The 19,837-nt window shown below is 69.2% G+C and carries 18 protein-coding genes; 5 read left to right on the plus strand and 13 right to left on the minus strand.

All coding sequences use genetic code 11. The features are described 5' to 3' along the window. Window positions 1-18: 18 nt before the first annotated feature. The 4 genes from ACFRAQ_RS35305 to ACFRAQ_RS35320 all read right to left on the minus strand — a co-directional run bounded on the left by ACFRAQ_RS35305 (window position 19) and on the right by ACFRAQ_RS35320 (window position 5,349). Entirely contained in the window at window positions 19-672 is a 654-nt protein-coding gene (locus tag ACFRAQ_RS35305; protein ID WP_379107403.1) for an ammonium transporter, read from the minus strand. 148 nt (window positions 673-820) lie between these two features. Then, on the minus strand, window positions 821-1,585 hold the full coding sequence (locus ACFRAQ_RS35310) for an energy-coupling factor transporter transmembrane component T family protein (protein ID WP_379107404.1): 765 nt from the start codon (window positions 1,583-1,585) through the stop codon (window positions 821-823). Next, window positions 1,582-3,702, minus strand: coding sequence for an ABC transporter ATP-binding protein (locus tag ACFRAQ_RS35315; protein ID WP_379107405.1), 2,121 nt, complete (start codon window positions 3,700-3,702; stop codon window positions 1,582-1,584). Before ACFRAQ_RS35315 ends, ACFRAQ_RS35310 begins: the two co-directional genes overlap by 4 nt. 192 nt (window positions 3,703-3,894) lie before the next feature. Further along, on the minus strand, window positions 3,895-5,349 hold the full coding sequence (locus ACFRAQ_RS35320; RefSeq protein ID WP_379107406.1) for a flavin-containing monooxygenase: 1,455 nt from the start codon (window positions 5,347-5,349) through the stop codon (window positions 3,895-3,897). Between the two features lie 97 nt (window positions 5,350-5,446). Here ACFRAQ_RS35320 and ACFRAQ_RS35325 point away from each other — a divergent pair, with 97 nt between their 5' ends. Further along, on the plus strand, window positions 5,447-6,514 hold the full coding sequence (locus tag ACFRAQ_RS35325; protein ID WP_379107407.1) for an AraC family transcriptional regulator: 1,068 nt from the start codon (window positions 5,447-5,449) through the stop codon (window positions 6,512-6,514). Here ACFRAQ_RS35325 and ACFRAQ_RS35330 read toward each other — a convergent pair. From ACFRAQ_RS35330 to ACFRAQ_RS35345, 4 genes are all read right to left on the minus strand, one after another. Further along, window positions 6,495-7,274, minus strand: a complete 780-nt coding sequence (locus tag ACFRAQ_RS35330; protein WP_379107408.1) for a metallophosphoesterase — start codon at window positions 7,272-7,274, stop codon at window positions 6,495-6,497. The two genes, ACFRAQ_RS35325 and ACFRAQ_RS35330, sit on opposite strands and share 20 nt — an antisense overlap. A 146-nt stretch (window positions 7,275-7,420) precedes the next feature. Beyond that, window positions 7,421-8,191: an RluA family pseudouridine synthase gene (locus ACFRAQ_RS35335; protein ID WP_379107409.1), complete on the minus strand. Its 771-nt coding sequence runs from the start codon at window positions 8,189-8,191 to the stop codon at window positions 7,421-7,423. 41 nt (window positions 8,192-8,232) lie between these two features. Beyond that, window positions 8,233-9,591, minus strand: a complete 1,359-nt coding sequence (locus ACFRAQ_RS35340; RefSeq protein ID WP_379107411.1) for a wax ester/triacylglycerol synthase family O-acyltransferase — start codon at window positions 9,589-9,591, stop codon at window positions 8,233-8,235. An 85-nt stretch (window positions 9,592-9,676) separates the two neighbouring features. Beyond that, on the minus strand, window positions 9,677-10,417 hold the full coding sequence (locus tag ACFRAQ_RS35345; protein ID WP_379107412.1) for a hypothetical protein: 741 nt from the start codon (window positions 10,415-10,417) through the stop codon (window positions 9,677-9,679). A 162-nt stretch (window positions 10,418-10,579) separates the two neighbouring features. Here ACFRAQ_RS35345 and ACFRAQ_RS35350 point away from each other — a divergent pair, with 162 nt between their 5' ends. Next, on the plus strand, window positions 10,580-11,482 hold the full coding sequence (locus ACFRAQ_RS35350; RefSeq protein WP_379107413.1) for an LLM class flavin-dependent oxidoreductase: 903 nt from the start codon (window positions 10,580-10,582) through the stop codon (window positions 11,480-11,482). Here ACFRAQ_RS35350 and ACFRAQ_RS35355 read toward each other — a convergent pair whose 3' ends face one another. Next, a complete protein-coding gene (locus ACFRAQ_RS35355) occupies window positions 11,483-11,884 on the minus strand; it encodes a hypothetical protein (protein WP_379107414.1) in 402 nt (133 codons plus the stop codon). It abuts the gene before it with no gap. 251 nt (window positions 11,885-12,135) lie between these two features. On the opposite strand from ACFRAQ_RS35355, the gene ctaD reads away from it, so the two are divergent. Continuing rightward, entirely contained in the window at window positions 12,136-13,875 is a 1,740-nt protein-coding gene (gene ctaD / locus ACFRAQ_RS35360) for a cytochrome c oxidase subunit I (protein WP_379107415.1), read from the plus strand. 274 nt (window positions 13,876-14,149) lie between these two features. After that, window positions 14,150-15,679 carry an AMP-binding protein gene (locus ACFRAQ_RS35365; protein WP_379107416.1) on the plus strand — a complete coding sequence of 510 codons (1,530 nt, stop codon included), beginning with the start codon at window positions 14,150-14,152 and terminating at the stop codon, window positions 15,677-15,679. 167 nt (window positions 15,680-15,846) lie between these two features. On the opposite strand, the gene ACFRAQ_RS35370 is transcribed toward ACFRAQ_RS35365, so the two are convergent. Continuing rightward, window positions 15,847-16,608 (minus strand): SDR family oxidoreductase, encoded by a 762-nt coding sequence (locus ACFRAQ_RS35370; RefSeq protein ID WP_379107417.1) that lies wholly within the window; start codon window positions 16,606-16,608, stop codon window positions 15,847-15,849. Window positions 16,609-16,699: 91 nt separating this feature from the next. On the opposite strand from ACFRAQ_RS35370, the gene ACFRAQ_RS35375 reads away from it, so the two are divergent. Next, on the plus strand, window positions 16,700-17,542 hold the full coding sequence (locus tag ACFRAQ_RS35375; RefSeq protein ID WP_379107418.1) for a helix-turn-helix transcriptional regulator: 843 nt from the start codon (window positions 16,700-16,702) through the stop codon (window positions 17,540-17,542). 15 nt (window positions 17,543-17,557) lie between these two features. Here the strand turns inward: ACFRAQ_RS35375 and ACFRAQ_RS35380 are convergent, their stop codons facing one another. From ACFRAQ_RS35380 to ACFRAQ_RS35390, 3 genes are all read right to left on the minus strand, one after another. Continuing rightward, window positions 17,558-18,547, minus strand: coding sequence for a cation diffusion facilitator family transporter (locus ACFRAQ_RS35380; RefSeq protein ID WP_379107419.1), 990 nt, complete (start codon window positions 18,545-18,547; stop codon window positions 17,558-17,560). 110 nt (window positions 18,548-18,657) lie between these two features. Next, window positions 18,658-18,834, minus strand: a complete 177-nt coding sequence (locus tag ACFRAQ_RS35385) for a hypothetical protein (protein ID WP_379107420.1) — start codon at window positions 18,832-18,834, stop codon at window positions 18,658-18,660. Window positions 18,835-19,030: 196 nt separating this feature from the next. Continuing rightward, window positions 19,031-19,687: a hypothetical protein gene (locus ACFRAQ_RS35390; RefSeq protein ID WP_379107421.1), complete on the minus strand. Its 657-nt coding sequence runs from the start codon at window positions 19,685-19,687 to the stop codon at window positions 19,031-19,033. Between the last annotated feature and the right edge of the window lie 150 nt (window positions 19,688-19,837).

Here is a 19,837-nt window from a genome sequence, read left to right on the forward strand (position 1 = left end):
CACCCGCCGGCCGGAGTCCTACGCGCCGGGGTTCGCCCACTTGGTGGTGCCGGGCGCCGCGGTCAGCGTGCTGATCAGGTCGACACCCGCGATGACCAGGGCCGGGCCGCCGACCACCAGGGTGCCGATGATCGCGCCGACGGTGGCCGCGACCGGCACCGTGGCGAGGCCGGCGGGACCACCGGCGAAGCCGATGAGACCGACGGCTGCGCCGAGGGCCAGGCCGACGAAGCTGCCGATCGCGGTCGCGATGCCGAACTGGCTGGCGAAGGCCTGCATGGCCAGCTGGTTCTCGGTCAGCGACGCCACCGGGTGCAGCGCCGGGCTGGCCGCCGCGACATCCTTGACCGCGGTCATGTTCAGGACCGTGCCGTCATCGCTGACGGTGGCGGGCACCGGGTAGCTCAGACCGTCCTGGGTGAAGGCGAGCGGCAGTTCGAGCACCGTCGCACCCGAGGCGTCCTTGATATCGACGGCGCCGCCGGACAGCTCGAAGGTGCCATCGGTGAGGGTGGTCACGACGGTGTTGCCGACCAGCTGGGTCTGGTAACCGATATCGGGCACCGTGGCGTCGGCGTGGGCCACACCGGCTCCGGCGATGGCGACGGCCGTGACTACCGGCGCGGTGACAGCGGTGATCTTGCGCAGCATCATGGGTCTTCCAATCTTCATCAGGTTTTTGTGGCAACACACGGCCCGGGTTGAAGAATTCCCCCCTTGTGCGTCCGCCCTGAGCCCGGTTGCTATCAGCAACGCGTTCTACGCGCCTCACGGTAGCGTGCGATGCCGACAACCTGGATAATTTTCGGCCCGCGTCGTCCTATATGACCAGTTCCACGACGATTCCGAGCGCGCACACCAATCCCACCACCACGAGCGCCACCGCGTCGGCGCGACCCGGCGAGCTGGGCCGGGCGGTCAACTCGCCGGTGCCGCCGCGGGTCGTGATGGCCTCGCCGAGCTCGCCCGCGCGGCGGCTGGAGACGGCCATGCTCGCGGTCAGAATGTCGACCAGCGGATTCTCCGCGGCGCGATGCAGCAGCGAGTCCTTGGGTCGCAGCCGTCGCGCCGCCCGCAGCAGGCGCATCTCCTCGAGCAGCAGCGGCAGGCCGCGCAGCGTCAGCGCCACCACCACCGCCCACTCGTCGACGGGCACCGCGTGGCGAACCCCGTTGCGGGTCCAGCCGATCCGCTTCAGCGGCGCGCCGAGCCGGGCCAGCGCGGGTGCGACCTCACCCATCGGCGTGGTCCAGGCGACCAGGAACGACGCGCCCAGCAGCAGGAATCCGAACACGATCACCTGCGCGTACCGCAGCAGCGCGGACGACCCGACGGGCGCGTTGATGGCCGCGCCGATCGCGATGCCCAGCCAGAGCAGCCACGGGAAACGCGGCAGCGTGCCCAGCGGCAGGCGGGCCAGCAGGAAGACCGCGATCAGGAACGCGGCCGCCACTCCGAGCAGCGCCCACGACGGGATGAACATGAGCAGCAGGCTGATCGCGAAGACGGCGATCATCTTGGTACCGGCCCACAGTCGATGCACGGGGCTGTCGACGGGGACCTCACGGAGGACGACGCTGCTCATCGGAGGCCTCCGGTGAAGTCGTGCGCGTATTGCGCCGCGGCGGTGGCGTTCTCGACGAGCCGGCCGTCGCGCAGGTGGACGGTGCGGTCGCAGACGGCGGCCATATCGGCCACGTCGTGCGAGATGACGATCAGGGTCAGACCCGAATCACGCAGGCGGGCAAGCAGTTCCACCACTCCCGCGCGACCTTCGGGGTCCAGTCCGGCGAGCGGCTCGTCGAGCACCACCACGTGCGGGTGACTGGCCACGATGGCCGCCAGCACCACCCGTTTGGCCTGGCCGCCGCTGAGTTCCTCGATCGAACGGGTGGCCAGGCTCCGGTCCAGGCCGACTTCGTCCAGCGCGCGGGCCACCGCGTAACTGCCGCGGCCACCCCAATCCTCGATCTCGGCGCCCACGTCCTGACGCTGCATCTGCAGCCGGGAATGCTGGAAAGCCAGCTGTACGGCCCCGATTCGCTTGTGCACCGGGCGGGTCGTGCCCATGGGTTCGCGCAGTGTGCAGGTGCCCGAGGTGGGCACGGTCAGCCCGGCCATGATCCACGCGAGTGTCGACTTGCCGGACCCGTTGCCGCCCACGATGAGCAGGGCCTCGCCGCGCCGGACGCTGAGGTCGATATCGTGCAGGGCGGGCGCTTCCCACGGGGTGCCGCGGTTGTAGGTGTGGCCGACGCCGGTCAATTCGAGCACAGGTTCGCCCATCGGCCGACGCCGCGGGTCGCCGACCGGCCGCGGCCAGGCGGGCAGGTGCGCGACCGAGCGGCCCTGTTCGAGATGGATCACCCGGTCGGCGGCGGACGCGTCCGCTTCGTGGTGGGTCACCAGCACGACGGCCATGGGGTGGCGGCGCGGCAGGCGGGCCAGCAGCGCGACCAGGTCGCGGCGGCCTTCGGGGTCGATCATGGAGGTCGCCTCGTCGGCGATGAGCAGGGTGGGCTGCCGGGCCAGGGCGGCGGCGACCGCCAGCCGCTGCTGCTGGCCGCCGGACAGGGTCGCGGTCTCGCGCCCGCCCATGCCGGTCAATCCGACCTCGGCGAGCAGGCCATCGATGTCCACGGTCGCCGCGTCCTCGGTGGGCAGACCCCACACCACGTCGTCGGCGACGAGCACGCCCAGGGTCTGGCTCTCGGGTCGCTGCAACACCATCGCGGTGCCGCCGCGCACGCCGAGGCCCGCCGCGCCCGGGCGGGTCACCGTTCCGGAGGTCGGCGGACGGCCCGCGAGAATCCTGGTGAGCGTGGACTTTCCGGACCCGTTGTGCCCGACCACCGCCACGAACTCGCCGACATCGACGGTCAGGTCGATGCCGTGCAGGGCGTCGGCGCGGGCTCCCCGATAGCGGAAGGTGACGCCGCGCAAGGTAACCGGCAGCGGGGCGACCGGTCGCGGATCGTCCGGCGCGTCGAGCAGGCTGTCCCGGCCTGGCAGCCAGGCCAGCCGATCCAGCACCCGCCCGAGCACGAACCACGAGAACACGCCGCTGACCAGCATCGCGGCCATGATTCCGCCACCCACGAACGCCCACCACCACTGCAGGATGGTGTCGGTGTAACCGGCGATGGCCCGCCCGATCGGCTGCAGCGCGTCCTGTTTCGCCGCGAGACTCTCCAGACCCTCCGCGGTGTTCCGGATGTTGTCGAACACCAGGTCCCGCGACCGCGTGAACGCCAGCAGCATCCCGACCGTGAGCGTCGCCATCACGAACCCGGCCATCGCCGACAACGCCACCACCGCGGGCAGCCCGCCGCGCCGCCGCTTCACCGTTCCGATGATCCCGCCGATGACGGCGACACCGACCAGGTTCTCCGCGGGCAGCAGACCCGCCGCCACGAACGTCACCAGCGTGCCCGCGATGGTGGTCGCCAACTGCGCCCGGAATCGATGCCGATGCGCGAGCAGCCCCATGGGCACGGCGGCCACCAACTGCAGCACCGCCGCGAACGGCACCAGCGCCCCGAGGGTCACCAGCCCCACCGTGGCCCCGCCCAGCACGGCTCCGGCCGCCAGCTCGATGGGCCGCAGCGCCCCGTGCGGCAGCGGCGGCCCCTCGGTTCTTCCGGCTTGCGCCACGCCGACGGGCTCGGCCAGGCCGCCGCGAATCCGGTACGAATCGGTCACGCCTACCAGTCTGCCGTGTCCGGGCCCCGACCCCCGCAGACCTCTCACCATCTCCACAGAGTCCGGGCGCCACCCCCACAACCACCCTCGTCGGCCACGCCGGGTCCCCGCTGAGCTGCTCGACCGAAAGCTCGGTGACGGAGGGGGCGTCGGCGGGCGGGTTGGGCCCGGGGCGTTGGTCGATGGCGCAGGTCAGGGGCGGATGTGTGTGAAGGTGTAGTCGGGGAGGTGGAGGTCGCGGGTGCGGCGGCGGTAGCTGCGGGTGGTGCCGGGCCAGTTGTTGGTGATCCGGCCGGAGGCGGTGCGGTACCAGCTGGTGCAGAAGTTCCAGGGGGTGCGGGCCAGGCGGTGCTGGAGGGCGTCGTTGTAGGCGCGTTCGGGGTCGGGGCGGACTTCGAGGTAGGTGCGGGGGTGTTCGCCGAGGAGTTGCAGGGCGCGGCGAATGTAATGGGTCTGGGATTCGATCATGTAGATGATGGAGCCGACGCCGAGGTTGGTGTTGGGGCCGTAGACCAGGAACAGGTTGGGGAATTCGGGGACGGTGATGCCGAGGTAGGCGTGCGCGCCGCCGTCCCAGGCGTCCTCCAGGTTGCGGGCGCCGCGGCCGCGAATCTTCATGGGCCACAGGAATTCCGTGCCCTTGAAGCCGGTGCCGTAGATGATCACGTCGGCCTCGTGCAGCGCGCCGTCGGCGGTGCGGATGCCTTCGGGGACGATCTCGCTGATGGCGGCGGTCTCCACGGTGACATTGGGTTCACACAGGGCCGGGTAGTAGTCGTTGGAGAACAGCGCGCGTTTGCAGCCGATCGGAAAGTCGGGGGTGAGCTTGGCGCGCAGCGCCGGATCGGCGACCTGCTCCTCGAGATGCTTCTCCGCGATCCGGGACACGAATCGTGCGATTCCGGGGAACTCGACCAGCCCCAGCGCCAGGAATTCGGCCAGCAGCCACCACGAAAGCCGTTCGGCCACGGGCATTCCCGGTACCGCGACCAGCACGCGCTGATGCACCGGCTTGTAGTCGGTGTCGAACTTGGGCAGCACCCAGGCCGCGGTGCGCTGGAACACCGTCAGGTGCGCTGCCTTCGGCTGGATCTCGGGAACGTACTGGATGGCGCTGGCCCCGGTACCGATGCAGGCCACCCGCTTGCCGGCCAACTCGACGCTGTGGTCCCACCGCGCCGAGTGGAAGGACTCCCCGGCGAACTGCTCGATCCCGGGTATCGGCGGCATGGCCGGTCGCGACAGCTGCCCGACCGCCGAGATCAGCACATCGGCGGTCCGGGCTGCCCCGTCGGCGGTCCGTACCGTCCACTGCCCGGTCGTCTCGTCGAATTCCGCCTCGCTGACGTCGGCCCCGAACACGATGTGGTCGCGCAGCCCGTGCCGATCGGCGATCCCGCGCATGTACTCCCAGATGTCCTCGCGCGTCGAATACCGCTGCCGCCACCTCGGTTTGGGCTCGTGCGCGAACGAGTACAGCGGCGACGGCACATCGCAGGCCGCCCCCGGGTAGGTGTTCTCCCGCCACACTCCGCCCAGGTCCGCGGCCCGTTCCAGAATGGTGAATTCACGGAAGCCGTTGCGTTGCAGCTCGATCGCCATGCCGAGCCCGCCGAACCCCGCGCCGATGATGATGACCTCGGGCATTGTGGTGCTCCTCACACATCGAAGACTCTTCTCAGGGTAGGAGCGCTCGTCGAATTTAGTGGGCGACCGGATCGAGAATTTCGGCCATAATCAGGCTATGGGCACGGTGCAGGAGGCGGGAATCCGGGATTGGGACTTCCCACGTGGGGTGGCGAGTGTCGCGCTCATGGTCGGTTTCGCACGCGAACACGGGGTCCCGGCGGCGCGCATGCTGCAGGGCAGCGGGCTGAGCGAGAAGCAGCTGGCCAATCCGGACGAGCAGATCGACGCGCACACCGAGCTGGCGGTGATCCGGAATCTGGTGCGTGAACTGGGCGGGCGCCCCAACCTCGGGCTGGAGGTGGGGCGGCGGTACCGGATCACCACGTTCGGGATCTTCGGGTTCGCCTGCGTGAGCAGCCCTACCCTGGGTGAGGCCATCGCCTTCGCCCTGCGCTACCTGGAATTGAGCTTCACCTTCTGTATCCCGGCGGCCCGCTGGCGGCCGGGCGAGTTCGTGGCCCGTATCCACGACGAGGGCGTGCCCGCCGACGTCCGCCGCTTCCTGGTGGAGCGTGATGTCACCGCCATGCACCAGATGATGTCGGACCTCACCGGCAACCGGATCCACCTGCTGCGCGCCGACTTCGACTTCCCCGCGCCCGGCAGCCTCGACATGTACACCGAGATCTACGGCGTGACACCGACTTTCGAGGCCGAACACAACCTGTTCACGATGGACCCGGCGGTCCTGGAACAGCCCCTGCCGCAAGCCAACGAACACACCTGGGCCATGTGCCTGGCGCAGTGCCGCGAGCTGGTGTCGCGCCGCCGCGCCCGCACCGGCATCGCCGCGGAGGTGCGGGAGCGGCTGGTGCCGCGCGGCGGACTGGACGGTTTCGCGGTGCCGCCCGGAATCGACTCGGTGGCACGGGATCTGAACATGAGCACCCGCACCCTGCGCCGCCACCTGGACGCGGCGGGCACCAGCTACCGGCAGCTGCTGGACGAGGTGCGGCGCGCGCTGGCGGAGGAGATGCTCACCGCCACACCGCTGTCGGTCAGCGATGTGGCTATCCGGCTCGGCTACGCGGAGGCGTCGACCTTCATCCACGCCTTCAAACGCTGGACCGCCACCACCCCGTCGGCGTACCGGCGCGGTGCGGTCAGTCCAGCGGTTCGCTGAGCCAGCCGCCCATGGCGATGGGCCGGAACATGGACAGCAGCCGGCCGTCCTCGATGGAGTGGAAGATGATCGACGGGTCGGGCGCGAAGTCGATCGGCACGTGTCCCGGTGCGGCCGTTTCCCATTCGCAGCCGATGGTGGAGGACACGCTCGGCGCGACGATCAGCGGTTTGCCCGCGAACTGGGTCATCAGCCCGGCGTGCACGTGCCCGGTGAGCACCGCCGCGATCCGGTCGTCGCCCGCCACGATCTCGGCCAGCCGTTCCGGATTGGTGAGCCGGATCGGGTCGACCACGGTGGACCGCACCGGCACCGGCGGATGGTGCATGGCGATCAGTACCGTCTGGTCGGCGGGGGTCGCGGCGAGCAAGTCGGTGAGGAAGTCGTAGGTCTCGTCCTCGAGCAGGCCCTCCGGTTTGCCGGGGATGCTGGAGTCGAGCAGCGCCAGGGTGACGCCGTCGACGCGGTAGGACTGGTTGATCGGGCCGGCGCCCTCGGTGCCGGGGAACAGGACGTTGCGCATATTGCCGCGGTCGTCGTGATTGCCGGGCAGGATCAGCACGGGCAGGTCGGCGGTCAGCGCGGCGCGGGCCTGCTGGTATTCCTCCGGCTCGCCCTCGTCGGCGATGTCGCCGGTGACGATGATGACGTCGGGTCGCCGCGGCAGCTCGGCCAGGAAGGCCATCACCCGTTCGGCGCGTTCGACATTGCGCGCGCCCATATTGAAGTGGGTGTCACTGAGCTGAGCGAGCAGAACCATCGGCGTTCGCTTTCTGTCATGGGTCGCAGCGTTGCGCCCGGCTGTGCCGCCGCACCGCGGTCACTCATTAAGGCTAATTGACCTGCCCGGATGTGGTCGCGGTGAGACCCGCCACCCAATATAGCGAACGTAAATCAATGTCCCGGCTATGTGGTGCGGGCCATGAGTTCGCTTGCGCTGCTCAGCAGTTGCCGTGGGTCGTCCACCACGCCGGCGTCGCCGACGCGCCAGAAGTCCGCACCCGGCTCGGCTTCCAGCTCCAGGCGGCCGCCCGGCCGCCAGGACGCGTCCAGCGACAGTCGCCAGGAGTGCAGGTGGGTGCGGGGGAACGCGCCGGACTTGTCGAAGAGCGGGTCGCCGACGATGGGGTGGCCGATCCAGGCCAGGTGGACGCGAATCTGGTGCCGTCGCCCGGTGATCGGGCGCAATGCCAGGACGGTGCTGTCCGCGGCGCGGGCCAGCGTGGTGAATTCGGTGACCGACGGATAATTCTTGCCCGCCAGCACATCCTGCGCGTCCACCCGCCAGGTGTCGCCGTCGCGGCGAATGCTCTCGCGGGGCGCGGCGATGCGCACCCGGTTCTTGCGGCCCACGCTCAACGGCAGGTCGATGACGCCGCGGTCGGGGAGCCCGGTGGAGGCGGTGACGGCCAGGTACGCCTTCTCCACGGTCCGCTTGTTGAACTGACGGGTGAGCTGCCCGTGCGCGGGCAGCTCCTTGGCCAGCAGCACCAGGCCCGAGGTGACCTTGTCGATACGGTGCACCGGGTAGAGCGTCTCGCCCTGCGCGGCGGCCATTTCCACCATGTCGGTGTCGTGGCGTTCACCGGTGACGGAGATCCCGGCGGGCTTGTTCAACGCCAGCACCGCCTCGTCCTCGAGGATCAGGCACTCTTTCCGCAGTTCGGGCCACGACATCACCCGCTCCAGCGTAGCGAGGGCCGACTCCCGGGTCCGCGTCAGGCGACCGCTTGCTCCAGCTCGGCCAGGCCGTTCTCCAGATGGTCGATCATGCGATCGAGGTCCGGCACCGTGCGGCGGCAGCCGACCAGACCGAAATCGAGGTTGTCGCCATTGGTGGTGAGCGTGATGTTCATGGCCTGCGATTCGAAGGGAATCGAGAGCGGATAGTTGGCGTCGAGGCGCGCGCCCTGCAGATAGACCGGCTTGCGCGGGCCCGGCACATTGGAGATCACCAGGTTGAACGGCATGCGCGGCAACGCCTCGAAACCGGGTAGCAGGGAGACGCCCAGCGGCGTCATCAGCGCGGCCGACAGCAGCATCGCCTCGAGCTTCGGCAGCTGCGTGAACACCTGCTTCGCGTCGCGCATGGAGGTGCGGATCTGGTCGAGCCGCGCCACCGGGTCGGCGAGGTGGGTGCCGAGGTTCGCCAGGCAGGCCGCGACCATATTGCCCTCGGAGGTGTCGGCCTCGGCGGCATTGCGGATATTGACCGGCACCATGGCGATCAACGGCTCGTCGGGCAGCGCGTCCCGCTCCAGCAGGTAGGCGCGCAGCGCGGCGGAACTCATGGCCAGCACCACGTCGTTGACGGTGGCCCCGGTAGCCTGCCGGACGTCGTTGATCCGTTCCAGCGGCCAGGACCGCACGGCGATGCGCCGGGCCCCGCCGATGGAGGTGTTGAGCAGGGTGCGCGGTGCGGTCATGGGCAGGGTGAGTCGTCCGTCGAGGGCGCCCCGCAACGGCGCGGCGATCGACCCGCTCGCGCGCAGCAGCCGCGGCAGCGCCTTGCCTGCCTGGGCCCACAGGCTTTCGGGTTCGGCGCTGTCGTCGCGCGGCACCGGCGGGGTGCCCCACGGGACGGCGATCCGAGTGTCGAGCGGGTCGTCGGTGAGGGTGCGCTGCAGCAGCCGCATGGCCGAGACGCCGTCGATGAGGGCGTGGTGCATCTTCATGTAGAGCGCGAAGCGGCCGTCGCTCAGGCCCTCGATGATGCGGCCCTCCCACAGCGGCCGGTGCCGGTCCAGCAGGATGCCGTGCAGACGCTCGGTGAGATCCAGCAGATCGCTCATGCCGCCGGGCGCGGGCAGCGCGGATCGGCGCAGGTGGTAGCCGAGATCCACGGTGTCGGCGTGCGACCAGGCGAGGCTGGAGAAGCCGCCCAGCAGTCGGCTCGGTTTGCGGCGGAAGCGGGTGCGCACCTCGGTGCGCGCGGCCATGGCCTCGAACAGTTCGTGGGTGTAGTCGGGGCCCGCGTCGGCGGGCGGCTCGAACAGCTGGAGGCCACCCACGTGCATGGGGTGCTCGCGGGATTCGATGGCCAGGAATATCGCGTCGAGCGGGTTGAGCAGGTCCATGGGAAGCCGCCTTTGCCGGGTTGGGCAGAACTGCCCGGAGCGGATACGGTGCGGCGACGCTGCCCCCCGCTGCGTTAACAGAAAATCAGGCTATCACTGTCTGTGATTCGGCTCTCGTTGAGCCTTTGAGCAAACCTACGGCATCACGTTCCGTTCGGGCCGCGAAGGCCATGGCGACGGTGGTTCGCCGGCCGTGCGCGAACGGGTGCACGCGATGCAGGGTGGTGTCGGTGCGGAGCAGGTAGAGATCGCCGGGGCCGAGCTCCCAGGAGTGGATCGGATTGCGCGTCAGGATCCGGTGCACATCGGTGTCGTAGGGATCGGGGCAGGTGTGCGCCACGGTCTGCACGAAGCCGCCCTCGGCCAGCGGCGGGCACTCCACCACCAGAACCAGTGTGAAAGCGTAAGCGTCCCAATGCCATCGGCCGAGTGCGTCGTCGTGCCGGCGGCGGCTGACCTGGAAGCGTTCGGCTTCGGGGCAGGGCAGGACGGGTTCGGCCGCGATCACGGACAGGCTGTGCCGCAAGGGTTCACAGTCGTAGAGCTGGGGGATGCAGGCGGTGTGGGCCGCGACGTCGGAGCCGGTCAAGTCCACTTGCTGGCGGGTCAGGCTCTCACCCTCGGGGAGCAGCTCGCCCCACTGCCGGTGGTGGTCGAGCAGTGCGAGGGTCTCAGCCGCGAGCACGCGTTTGACCCGGTGTGGGAGCAGGAAACCGAGTCTGGCGATGCCGGTCTCGGCCAACCGTTTTCGCGCGTGGGCCAGAGCCGAGGGATCGACCTCCCTCAAGTGCCGCCGAGCCGTATCGACCGTGTTGTGAACCCGCATCGCGCACACCCTTTCGGATTCGATTGTATTGCGTTGTCCGGCAACGACTATGGAGTTGGGTTTCCGCTCGATCACGATCTGAAACGAATTCCTTCGCCGGACGCGCCGAATCGGCCCGATATCGCCCGCGTCCCCGGCCCGCGCGGTAGCTTGATAATTGCTATGGCGGATTACGGGCATGAGCTCAGGTTCGGCATCTTCGTCCCGCCCGATGCGGCGCGCGGGCGTGCCCTGCTGCGCCTGGTCCGGCAGGCCGACGACTCCGGGCTGGAAGTGCTGGCCGTCCAGGATCATCCGTATCAGCCCGCGTTCCTCGACACCTGGACCCTGCTGTCCTATCTGGCCGGCGTCACCCGCACCCTGACCCTGATGCCCGCGGTCGCCAATCTGCCGCTGCGCCCGCCCGCGGTGCTGGCCCGCAGCGCCGCCAGCCTGGACCTGCTCAGCGCGGGTCGTGTCGAACTGGGTCTGGGCGCGGGCGCGTTCTGGGATGCCATCGAGGCCATGGGCGGCGCGCGACGCACGCCCGGCCAAGCCCTGAGCGCGCTGCGCGAGGCCATCGGCGTGCTGCGCGCGCTCTGGGGTGAGGCCGACCGCTCCCGCCTCCCGGGCGACTTCTACCCGCTGCGCGGCGCGAAACCCGGCCCGCTCCCGGCACATCCGATCGGCATCTGGCTCGGCGTCTACGGCCCCCGCGCGCTCCGCCTGACCGGTGAACTCGCCGACGGCTGGCTCGGCAGCGCCGCTTACGCCCCGCCCGTCACCCTCCCGGCCCGCATGGCCGCCATCGACGACGCCGCCCGATCATCCGGCCGCATCCCCGCCCTGATCCGCCGCGCCTACGTCATCGACCCCACCATGGGTCCGCCCCAGCTCACCGATCTCGCCCTGACCCAGGGCATCAGCCAATTCCTGCTCCCTGTCGACCCCGAAGGCGAGCGCCCCACCCAGCATTTCGCGGCTGAGACCGCCCCCGCGGTGCGTGCGGCGGTCGCCGCCGCCCGTGCCGGGCACGTACCCCTCTGGGGGTTCGGGGGCGAAGCCCCTGAGAGTCACGAGAGTTGATCAGGCCCCGAAGAACCGGTTGTGCATGATCTGGCGGATCGGGGAGAGCAGTCCGTCGAAGGCGACGCGGTCCGACTTCACCGTGTGCAGGCTGGCGTCACCGCGTGTGGGGTCCTCACAGATCACCCGTAGTCGCTTGCCGCCGTGATACGCCGCGCCGAGGGTGAGGTTCACGGTCCCGTCGGCCCCGACGACCCCCCACGGCCCGCTCACGTCGTGGCCCGCGATCTGGCACTTGTTGTTCGGCTTCTCGCCGGTGACGTGCGCGGTCACCTCGCCGCGCCCCTGGATGACTGCCCGGGGTTCGCCATGGGCGGTGGTGGCCGACCCGACGGCGAGCAGGAGGCCGAGGCTGCCGACCACGGTGACGGTGAGTACGCGGTTGCGCAGCGATCGAGACATAACACTGATATTGGACCGCGCCATATGAGCTTTTGATGATGTCGGGGCGTGAATCGCGGGTGAACAGCATGTCAAACCTGGGTGGTGGCCGCTGTGAACGTCACGGTTGCCCTGCAGTATCTTGCATTTCGATCCCACTCCGCACCGACCGGAGTGTTTTCGGTCAAGATTGAGTAGCTGTCGGTACGCTGTGCGCCGTTCTATGTGCCCCGATTGGTAGAGCTGGACGGAACCCTCCCGAGGAGGATGTGGTGACTGCGGTATCTCCAAAACCTGAAAAGGACCTCGAGGCGGTCCGGCCTTACCCGCCCCGGAAGCGCTCCAAAGGATCGTTCATCTATCAATTGGTCACCACGACCGACCCCAAGATGCTCGGTCAGATGTACTTGTTCACGTCGATCTCGTTCTTCCTGATCGGCGGTCTGATGGCGGTGCTCATGCGTGGCGAGCTGGCGCGGCCGGGCATGCAGTTCCTGTCCACCGAACAGTTCAACCAGCTGTTCACCATGCACGGCACCATCATGCTGCTGTTCTACGCGACCGCGGTGGTGTTCGCCTTCGCCAATATCATTGTGCCGCTTCAGATCGGCGCTCCCGACGTCGCTTTCCCGCGGCTGAACGCGCTGAGCTATTGGCTGTACCTGTTCGGCGCGAGCATGGCGACCGCGGGCTTCATCACCCCCGGCGGCGCGGCGGACTTCGGCTGGACGGCCTACACCCCGCTGTCGGACATCGTGCACACCCCGGGCGTGGGTGGTGACCTGTGGATCCTCGGCGTCGCCGTCTCCGGTCTGGGCACCATCCTCGGCGGCGTCAACTTCATCACCACCATCGTGGTCCTGCGCTGCCCCGGCATGACCATGTTCCGGATGCCGATCTTCACCTGGAACATCCTGATCACCAGTCTGCTGATCCTGCTGGCCTTCCCGATCCTGACCTCGGCCGCGCTGGCCCTGTTCTACGACCGGCACCTGCACGGGCACATCTACGACCCCGCCAATGGCGGAAATCTGCTGTGGCAGCACCTGTTCTGGTACTTCGGCCACCCCGAGGTGTACATCATCGCGCTGCCGTTCTTCGGCATCGTCTCGGAGATCTACCCGGTCTTCTCCCGCAAGCCGATCTTCGGCTACACCACACTGGTGTACGCGACGATCGCCATCGCGGCGCTCTCGATCGCGGTGTGGGCGCATCACATGTACGCCACGGGCGCGGTGCTGCTGCCGTACTTCTCGTTCATGACGTTCCTCATCGCGGTCCCGACCGGTGTGAAGTTCTTCAACTGGATCGGCACCATGTGGCGCGGCCAGCTCACCTTCGAGACGCCGATGCTGTGGTCGCTCGGCTTCATCGTGACCTTCCTCTTCGGTGGTCTGTCGGGCGTCATCCTCGCGAGCCCGCCGCTGGACTTCCACGTGTCCGACAGCTACTTCGTGGTCGCGCACTTCCACTACGTGCTCTTCGGGACCATCGCCTTCGCCACCTTCGCGGGCATCTACTTCTGGTTCCCGAAGATGTCGGGCCGCATGCTCGACGAGCGCCTGGGCAAGTGGCACTTCTGGACCACGTTCCTCGGTTTCCACACCACGTTCCTGGTGCAGCACTGGCTGGGCAACATGGGTATGCCGCGTCGGTACGCCGACTACCTGCCGAGCGACGGATTCACCACGCTGAACACCATTTCCACCATCGGCTCGTTCGTGCTCGGCGCGTCGATGCTGCCGTTCGTGTGGAACGTCTTCAAATCCTACCGCTACGGCGAGGTCGTGACCGTGGACGACCCGTGGGGCTACGGCAACTCGCTGGAGTGGGCGACATCCTGCCCGCCGCCGCGGCACAACTTCTACGAGCTGCCCCGAATCCGTTCGGAGCGACCGGCTTTCGAGCTGCACTACCCGCACATGGTCGAGCGCATGCGCGCGGAGGCCCATGTGGGCTGGGGTTCGGGCCAGCACACCGTGCTCGAGACCGAGAAGGCGTCCACCACCTAGTTCTCCCGCACGCCACCCGGTTCTCCTCGACATCGAGCGCGGCGGTCGTCTCCGGACGGCCGCCGCGCTCGCGCGCTCGGACACCGTCGCGGCGTGATCTCCCGGCCGCGGGCGCGGCCTGATCGGACGTCCATATAACGCCTGATCATGCGTCCATTCGCGGCACGAAAGGAATAGCAGCGGACTTGCTGTCTCGGTGCTGTACTGTCCGCAGTCGGAGCGCGAAACCGCCGCGCTCCGGCGCTATCCGCAGGTCTCGACTTCGGGAGGGACAATGCTCGCCGATTCTCCGGATGTTTGCGATGCCGCACCGGCTTTCGTCCGTCGCACCGCCGAGTCCATGGACTCGCCCTACGACTGGCAACGGCAACTACGGCGCTGGAACGACACCAGCACGGCCGTCGCGCTGACCCTGCCCCGGCTGCTGACCCGGGCCGCCTCCTACGACCCGGAGGCCCCGGCCGTGGTGTGCGGGGGCCTGACCCTCAGTTATCGCGAACTGGACGCGCACGCGAACAGATTGGCGCGCAAGCTGATCGGTGCGGGCATCGGCCCCGAGGACGTGGTGGCGGTGGCGCTGCCGCGGTCGCCGGAATGGGTGGTGGCGGTGTGCGCCGTGGCGCAGGCCGGGGCCGCGTTCCTCGCGGTCGACCCGGACGCGCCGATCACCAGGATCGCCCCGATCCTCGCGGATTCCGGTGCGGTCGCGGGGATTACGGCCGATTACCGGCGGGACTCATTGCCCGCGGCGGGCGCCGGTCCGTGGCTGAGCATCGCTCCGATCACGTCCTCGGCCGGGGACGGTGAGGACGCGCTGGAGGTGCTCGACGCGCGGGCCCGGGAACTGGTGGCCGAGGGCGCCGACGCCCCGTGGCGCCGGACCGGCGGCGAGAGCGCGCCCGGCCCGGCCGGGGTGTGGGCGGCTCCGCTCGCGGACCCGATCACCGATGCCGATCGGGTGCGCCCGCTGCATCTGCGGAATCCCGCCTACGTCGTCTACCCGCTCGAATCGAGCGGTGTGGTGCGGGGCGCGACCATGACCCACACCGCGCTCGCCCACCTCGTGGTGACCCAGGCGCAGCGCTGCGACACCGATCCCGACGCCCGGGTGCTGGCCGCCGCCACGCCGGGTCGTGACACGGCGATCTGGGAACTGTTGCTGGCCTTGGCCTCCGGGGCCACCCTGGTGCTCGCCCCCGCGGGGCCGTACGCGGGCGCGGACCTGTACGAACTCATGCTGGACGCCCGGGTCACCCACGCCGTGCTGACCCCGTACATCCTCGCCACCCTGCCCGGCGCGGAACCGCTCCCGGACCTGCGGCTGCTGGCCACCACGGGTGCGGCATGCCCCGCCAAGCTGACCGGAATCTGGTCGGACGGACGGTCGTTCGTGAGCGGCTACGGCTGGGCCGAGACCGGCCTGCACGCCACCGTGAGCCGCCCCCTGACCCCGGTCGCCCCACACGTGGCGGTCTCCATCGGCGGCCCGGTGGTCGGCACCCGCTGCTACATCCTGGACGAGAAACTGAATCCGCTGCCGCCCGGCGTGATCGGCGAAATCTATGTCGCCGGTGCGGGATTGGCCCGCGGCTACCACCGCCGCGCCGCCCCCACCGGCGAGCGCCTGGTCGCCGACCCCTTCGGCGATCCGGGCGACCGCATGTTCCGCACCGGCGAGATCGGCTGCTGGCGCGGCGACGGCGAACTCGACCACCACGGCCGCCTCGGCATGCTCCCCATCGGCCAACTGGTCGGCTACGGTGACGCCACGGTCCTCAACAACACCGCGGCCGTCTGGCGGTGACGGCGGCGCGGACCCGGCCGCTCCTGCGACCGGCGGCTGCGCCCTGCTGCGGGCGCAGTCAGCCCGGTGGCGCGTCCGAACCCGAAGGGCCGCCGCTTCGATGGGGGGTGTCTCGGGTGAAATGGCTGCCGCGCAGTGGCTTTCGCTGCGCGGCAGGTGTCGCCTGGTCACGCCTGCTGGGTGGGCAGGACGATGACCTGGCGGAGATTCACATGCGCCGGGCGGCTGGTGGTGTAGGCGATCAGGTCGGCGATGTCGGCGGCGCTCAGGGCGTCGACGAGGCCGAACATGCCGTCGAGCTGGCCGCTGATCTCCGGATTGTCGATGTGGGTGCCGAGTTCGGTGTCGGTGAGGCCGGGCTCGATATTGGTGACCCGGACCTTGCGGGCGCCGAGTTCGGTGCGCAGGGTGGCGGAGAGCTGGGTGATGGCGGCCTGGGTGGCCCCGTACACCGAGTAGGCGGGGAAGGTGACGTGCGCGCCGATGGAGGAGATGTTCACCAGGTCGGCGGGTCGGCCCGCGTCCGCGGCGGCGAGCAGGTCGGGCAGGAAGGCGCGGATGATGCGCAGCCGGCCCGCGACATTGGTGTCGAGCATGCGGGTCCACTCGTCCTCGCGCCCGTCGGTGATCGGGTTGGGCAGCATCACGCCCGCCGAGTTCACGACCAGGTCGGCGGGGCCGAAGGCGGCGTGCACGGCGGCGGCCGCGGCGGTCACGCTGGCGGAGTCGGTGACGTCGACGGTGACGGCCAGCGCGGTCCCGCCGTCGGCCTCGATCTTGGCGGCCAGGGTTTCCAGCCGGTCGGCCCGGCGGGCCAGCAGGGCGACGCGGGCCCCATTGCGGGCCAGCAGCAGGGCGGTGGCCTCGCCCATGCCGCTGGCGGCTCCGACGATGACGGCGGTACGGCCGGACAGGTTCTCGTAAGTCATGTCCTCATCCTGCGAGCGTTTCCCCTACCCAACGAGGGTTGCGCTTTTCCTGGGTCTGCCGGTACCAGGATGGGTTCGTACGCTGGATCCCATGCAGAACGACCTCGGTGACTTCCTGCGCTCCCGCCGCTCCCGTATCCAGCCGGGCGACGCCGGACTGCGCGATTACGGCCGCCGCCGGGTTCCGGGCCTGCGCCGCGAGGAGGTGGCGCAGCTGGCCGGGGTGAGCGTCGACTACTACATCCGCCTGGAACAGGGCCGCGGCAAACATGTTTCGGACGCCGTGCTCGACGCGGTGGCCCGGGCGCTGCGGCTCACCGATCCGGAGCGGCTGCACCTGTACGCGCTGGCCCGGCCCGGCGGCACCGTCGACGCGCATCCCACCACGGCGTCGGGCGTGTACAGCGACGCCATCCATCCGGGTGTCCGCCTGGTGCTCGACGCTCTCGCCGCACCCGCTTTCGTGCTGGGCAGGCGGATGGATGTGCTGGCCTGGAATGCCCTGGGCGATTCGGTGTCCGGTTTCTCCCGGGTTCCGGCGGGGGAGCGGAATCAGGCCCGCTACCTGTTCCTCGAGCCGGCCGCGCCGGCCTATTACCCGGAGTGGGAGACGGTGGCCGGTGAGACGGTCGCGTTCCTGCGCCGCGACGCGGGCCTGCACCCCGACGATCCGCGCCTCACCGCCCTGGTCGCGGAGCTGTCCGAGCGCAGCCCGGATTTCCGGCGGCTGTGGGCGTCGCATCCGGTCAAGGAGAAGACGCGCGGCGCCAAGCTGATCCAGCATCCCGAGGTGGGCCGCCTCGAACTCGGTTACGAGACCTTGGCGCTGCCCGCCGATCCGGATCAGCTGCTGGTGGTCTACACCGCCGAGCCGGGTTCGCCGACCGCCGAGGCGCTGGCCCGGCTGGCGGGCCTGCGCTCGGTCGGCGTCTGATCCGCGGGCCGGATCTCAGTTCGTCGCAATGGTTTTGCGGTGCACCGGACCGTGCGCGTCCTGGCAGTGCGGGACGTGGTGGTGGTCGTCGTCGGGGCATTCCGCGTGGTCGGTGTAGTCGACCTGCAGCACGCTGTGGTCGATGTGGTGCTTCTCGGCCAGCATGTGGGCGACCGCGGCCCGCACCGCCTGACTGTCCGCGTCCTCGTCGACCAGGATGTGCGCCGACAATGACGGGGTGCCCGAGGTGATCTCCCAGATGTGCAGGTCGTGTACCTCGATCACGGAGTCGATCGCGGCCATCTCGGCGCCGATCTCGACCGGGTCGAGGTAGGCGGGCGCGGCCTCGAGGAAGATGCGGCCGGAGGCGCGGACCAGGCCCACGCCGGCCTTCACCATGAGCACCACCACGATCAGGGTGGCGATGCCGTCCGCGCGGGCGAAGCCGGTGAGCATGATGATCAGACCGGCGACCGCGGTGGCGATGAAGGCGAACAGGTCGTTGAGGATGTGCTGGTACGCGCCCTCGACATTGAGGCTGGTGCGGTTGGCCTTGCTGATCATCCAGCTGGCCAGCACGTTCACCACGATGCCCGCCAGCGCGGTGACCAGCACCAGGCCGCCGGTGACGTCGGGCGGGTCGTTGAGGCGCCGGATGGCCTCGTAGGTGAGCCAGCCCGCGAGCCCCAGCAGGGTGAGGCCGTTGGCCTGGGCGGAGAGGATCTCGGCGCGTTTCCAGCCGTAGGTCATGCGGCCCTCGGCGGGCCGGGCGGCCAGACGGATGGCCCACAGCGCCAGCACGATCGAGGCGGCGTCGGTGAGCATGTGCGCGGCGTCGGAGAGCAGGGCCAGCGATTGGGCGATCAGGCCGACGACGACTTCGCCGAGCAGGAACACGACGATGACGGCGAGCGCGCCGGCCAGCCAGCGCTTGTCGCTGTCGGCGGTCGCGCCGTGCGAATGCCCGGCGTGATCGTGTCCGTGTGAATGCCCGTGGTCGCTCATAACCCTCCTCCGTTGTCGCTCGAACAAGACCATATGCATAAATCGCTATGTGTGCAATGTTTGTGACACGTTCGATTCGACCGGATTGCCTGAAATGTGCCCAGACCTGGTCATGAGAGATCGCGGAAGGTCATGAGGAACCCGGCGAAGGCGATCACGAACAACGCGAGGAAACCCAGCGCCCGCAGCCACAGCCAGGGCCAGTCCCGGACCCAGAGTCCGGTGAGCATGACCCCGACCAGCATCAACGCCCCGTAGAGGGGGGTGCGCTGCGGATGGCGACCCACACCTCCTGCATACGCCATTTCCCGCGATCGGGCATGCGTGACCCGCCGGGTCCATAAAATCGCAAAGGTGGACGCAATCCTGACAACCATCGGTGTCGTCGCGGTGATCGGTCTCTCGGGCGCGGCCTACGCGGCCTTCCTACTGCTACGGGGGCGTAAATAATTCGCTGACAACGGTTTTCGCGTCGTCCATCGATCAGCTCTCCACGCGCGGCCAGGGGTAGAAGGCCAGGTGGATCAGCAGCACCACGAGTCCGGCGAGCAGGATCGCGGCGACCGGGTGCGCGCGTCGCTCCAGGTAGCCGATGGTGCGAAACAGTGTGGGGAACGGGACATCTCGGGTGAAGACCATGGCCAGCACGCTGGGCAGGATGACCCACATCAGGGCGATCAGTCCGTAGAGCACGTACGCGCCCAGATAGGAATGCGGGTTCATGCCGCGGTCGGCGATGGCGAACAGGACGCCGAAGGCATAGGTGGCGAAGGCTGCTGTGAGATAGCCCGCGCCCAGGAGCGTGATCACCGAATCCGTCTTGGTGACACGGCCGTTCACGGTGATGGTGCGTCCCGCCACCTGCTGTACGACGGGTTCGGGCGGGGTGGTCAGTTGCGGGACCGCGTAATAGGCGAGCAGCACGATCACCGTCACCACGATCACCCGCACGATCGAATGCTGGGTCTCGAGGTGGCCGATCGTATTGGAGATGGTGGGCCAGCTCGCCAGCCCGAACACCGATGCCAGTTCCGATACGGCGATGGCCAGCGCGGCCAGGCCCCACATGCAATAGCCCCAGAATTCCACCGAGTGACCCGCGGGTGTGGGTACGAGCTTGGGGCCGACAACCTCCGTCATGCTGCCGTTGTATCACTAGAATCGGGGTCTACCTGCGAGTATGTGCAGTCGATGCCAGGTTGTCACGGCTCCGACATCTATCGGTACCGGCGGGTCGGTTCGGGTGCGCCGCAGTCGATTAGGACTGCGGGGTCCGGTTCTGGCGACCGC

The organism is Nocardia sp. NPDC056611 (assembly GCF_042792755.1).
Classification (GTDB): domain Bacteria; phylum Actinomycetota; class Actinomycetes; order Mycobacteriales; family Mycobacteriaceae; genus Nocardia.

Bases quoted from the DNA above. Each gene is read 5' to 3' on its own strand.
- ACFRAQ_RS35340 (WP_379107411.1), bottom strand. From the start codon at position 9,591: ATGGACCTGCTCAACCCGCTCGACGCGATATTCCTGGCCATCGAATCC.
- ACFRAQ_RS35390 (WP_379107421.1), bottom strand. From the start codon at position 19,687: ATGACGGAGGTTGTCGGCCCCAAGCTCGTACCCACACCCGCGGGTCAC.
- ACFRAQ_RS35370 (WP_379107417.1), bottom strand. From the start codon at position 16,608: ATGACTTACGAGAACCTGTCCGGCCGTACCGCCGTCATCGTCGGAGCC.
- ACFRAQ_RS35305 (WP_379107403.1), bottom strand. From the start codon at position 672: ATGAAGATTGGAAGACCCATGATGCTGCGCAAGATCACCGCTGTCACC.
- ACFRAQ_RS35310 (WP_379107404.1), bottom strand. From the start codon at position 1,585: ATGAGCAGCGTCGTCCTCCGTGAGGTCCCCGTCGACAGCCCCGTGCAT.
- ACFRAQ_RS35345 (WP_379107412.1), bottom strand. From the start codon at position 10,417: ATGCGGGTTCACAACACGGTCGATACGGCTCGGCGGCACTTGAGGGAG.
- ACFRAQ_RS35365 (WP_379107416.1), top strand. From the start codon at position 14,150: ATGCTCGCCGATTCTCCGGATGTTTGCGATGCCGCACCGGCTTTCGTC.
- ACFRAQ_RS35330 (WP_379107408.1), bottom strand. From the start codon at position 7,274: ATGGTTCTGCTCGCTCAGCTCAGTGACACCCACTTCAATATGGGCGCG.
- ACFRAQ_RS35350 (WP_379107413.1), top strand. From the start codon at position 10,580: ATGGCGGATTACGGGCATGAGCTCAGGTTCGGCATCTTCGTCCCGCCC.
- ACFRAQ_RS35380 (WP_379107419.1), bottom strand. From the start codon at position 18,547: ATGAGCGACCACGGGCATTCACACGGACACGATCACGCCGGGCATTCG.
- ACFRAQ_RS35325 (WP_379107407.1), top strand. From the start codon at position 5,447: ATGGGCACGGTGCAGGAGGCGGGAATCCGGGATTGGGACTTCCCACGT.
- ACFRAQ_RS35335 (WP_379107409.1), bottom strand. From the start codon at position 8,191: ATGTCGTGGCCCGAACTGCGGAAAGAGTGCCTGATCCTCGAGGACGAG.
- ACFRAQ_RS35320 (WP_379107406.1), bottom strand. From the start codon at position 5,349: ATGCCCGAGGTCATCATCATCGGCGCGGGGTTCGGCGGGCTCGGCATG.
- ACFRAQ_RS35355 (WP_379107414.1), bottom strand. From the start codon at position 11,884: ATGTCTCGATCGCTGCGCAACCGCGTACTCACCGTCACCGTGGTCGGC.
- ACFRAQ_RS35375 (WP_379107418.1), top strand. From the start codon at position 16,700: ATGCAGAACGACCTCGGTGACTTCCTGCGCTCCCGCCGCTCCCGTATC.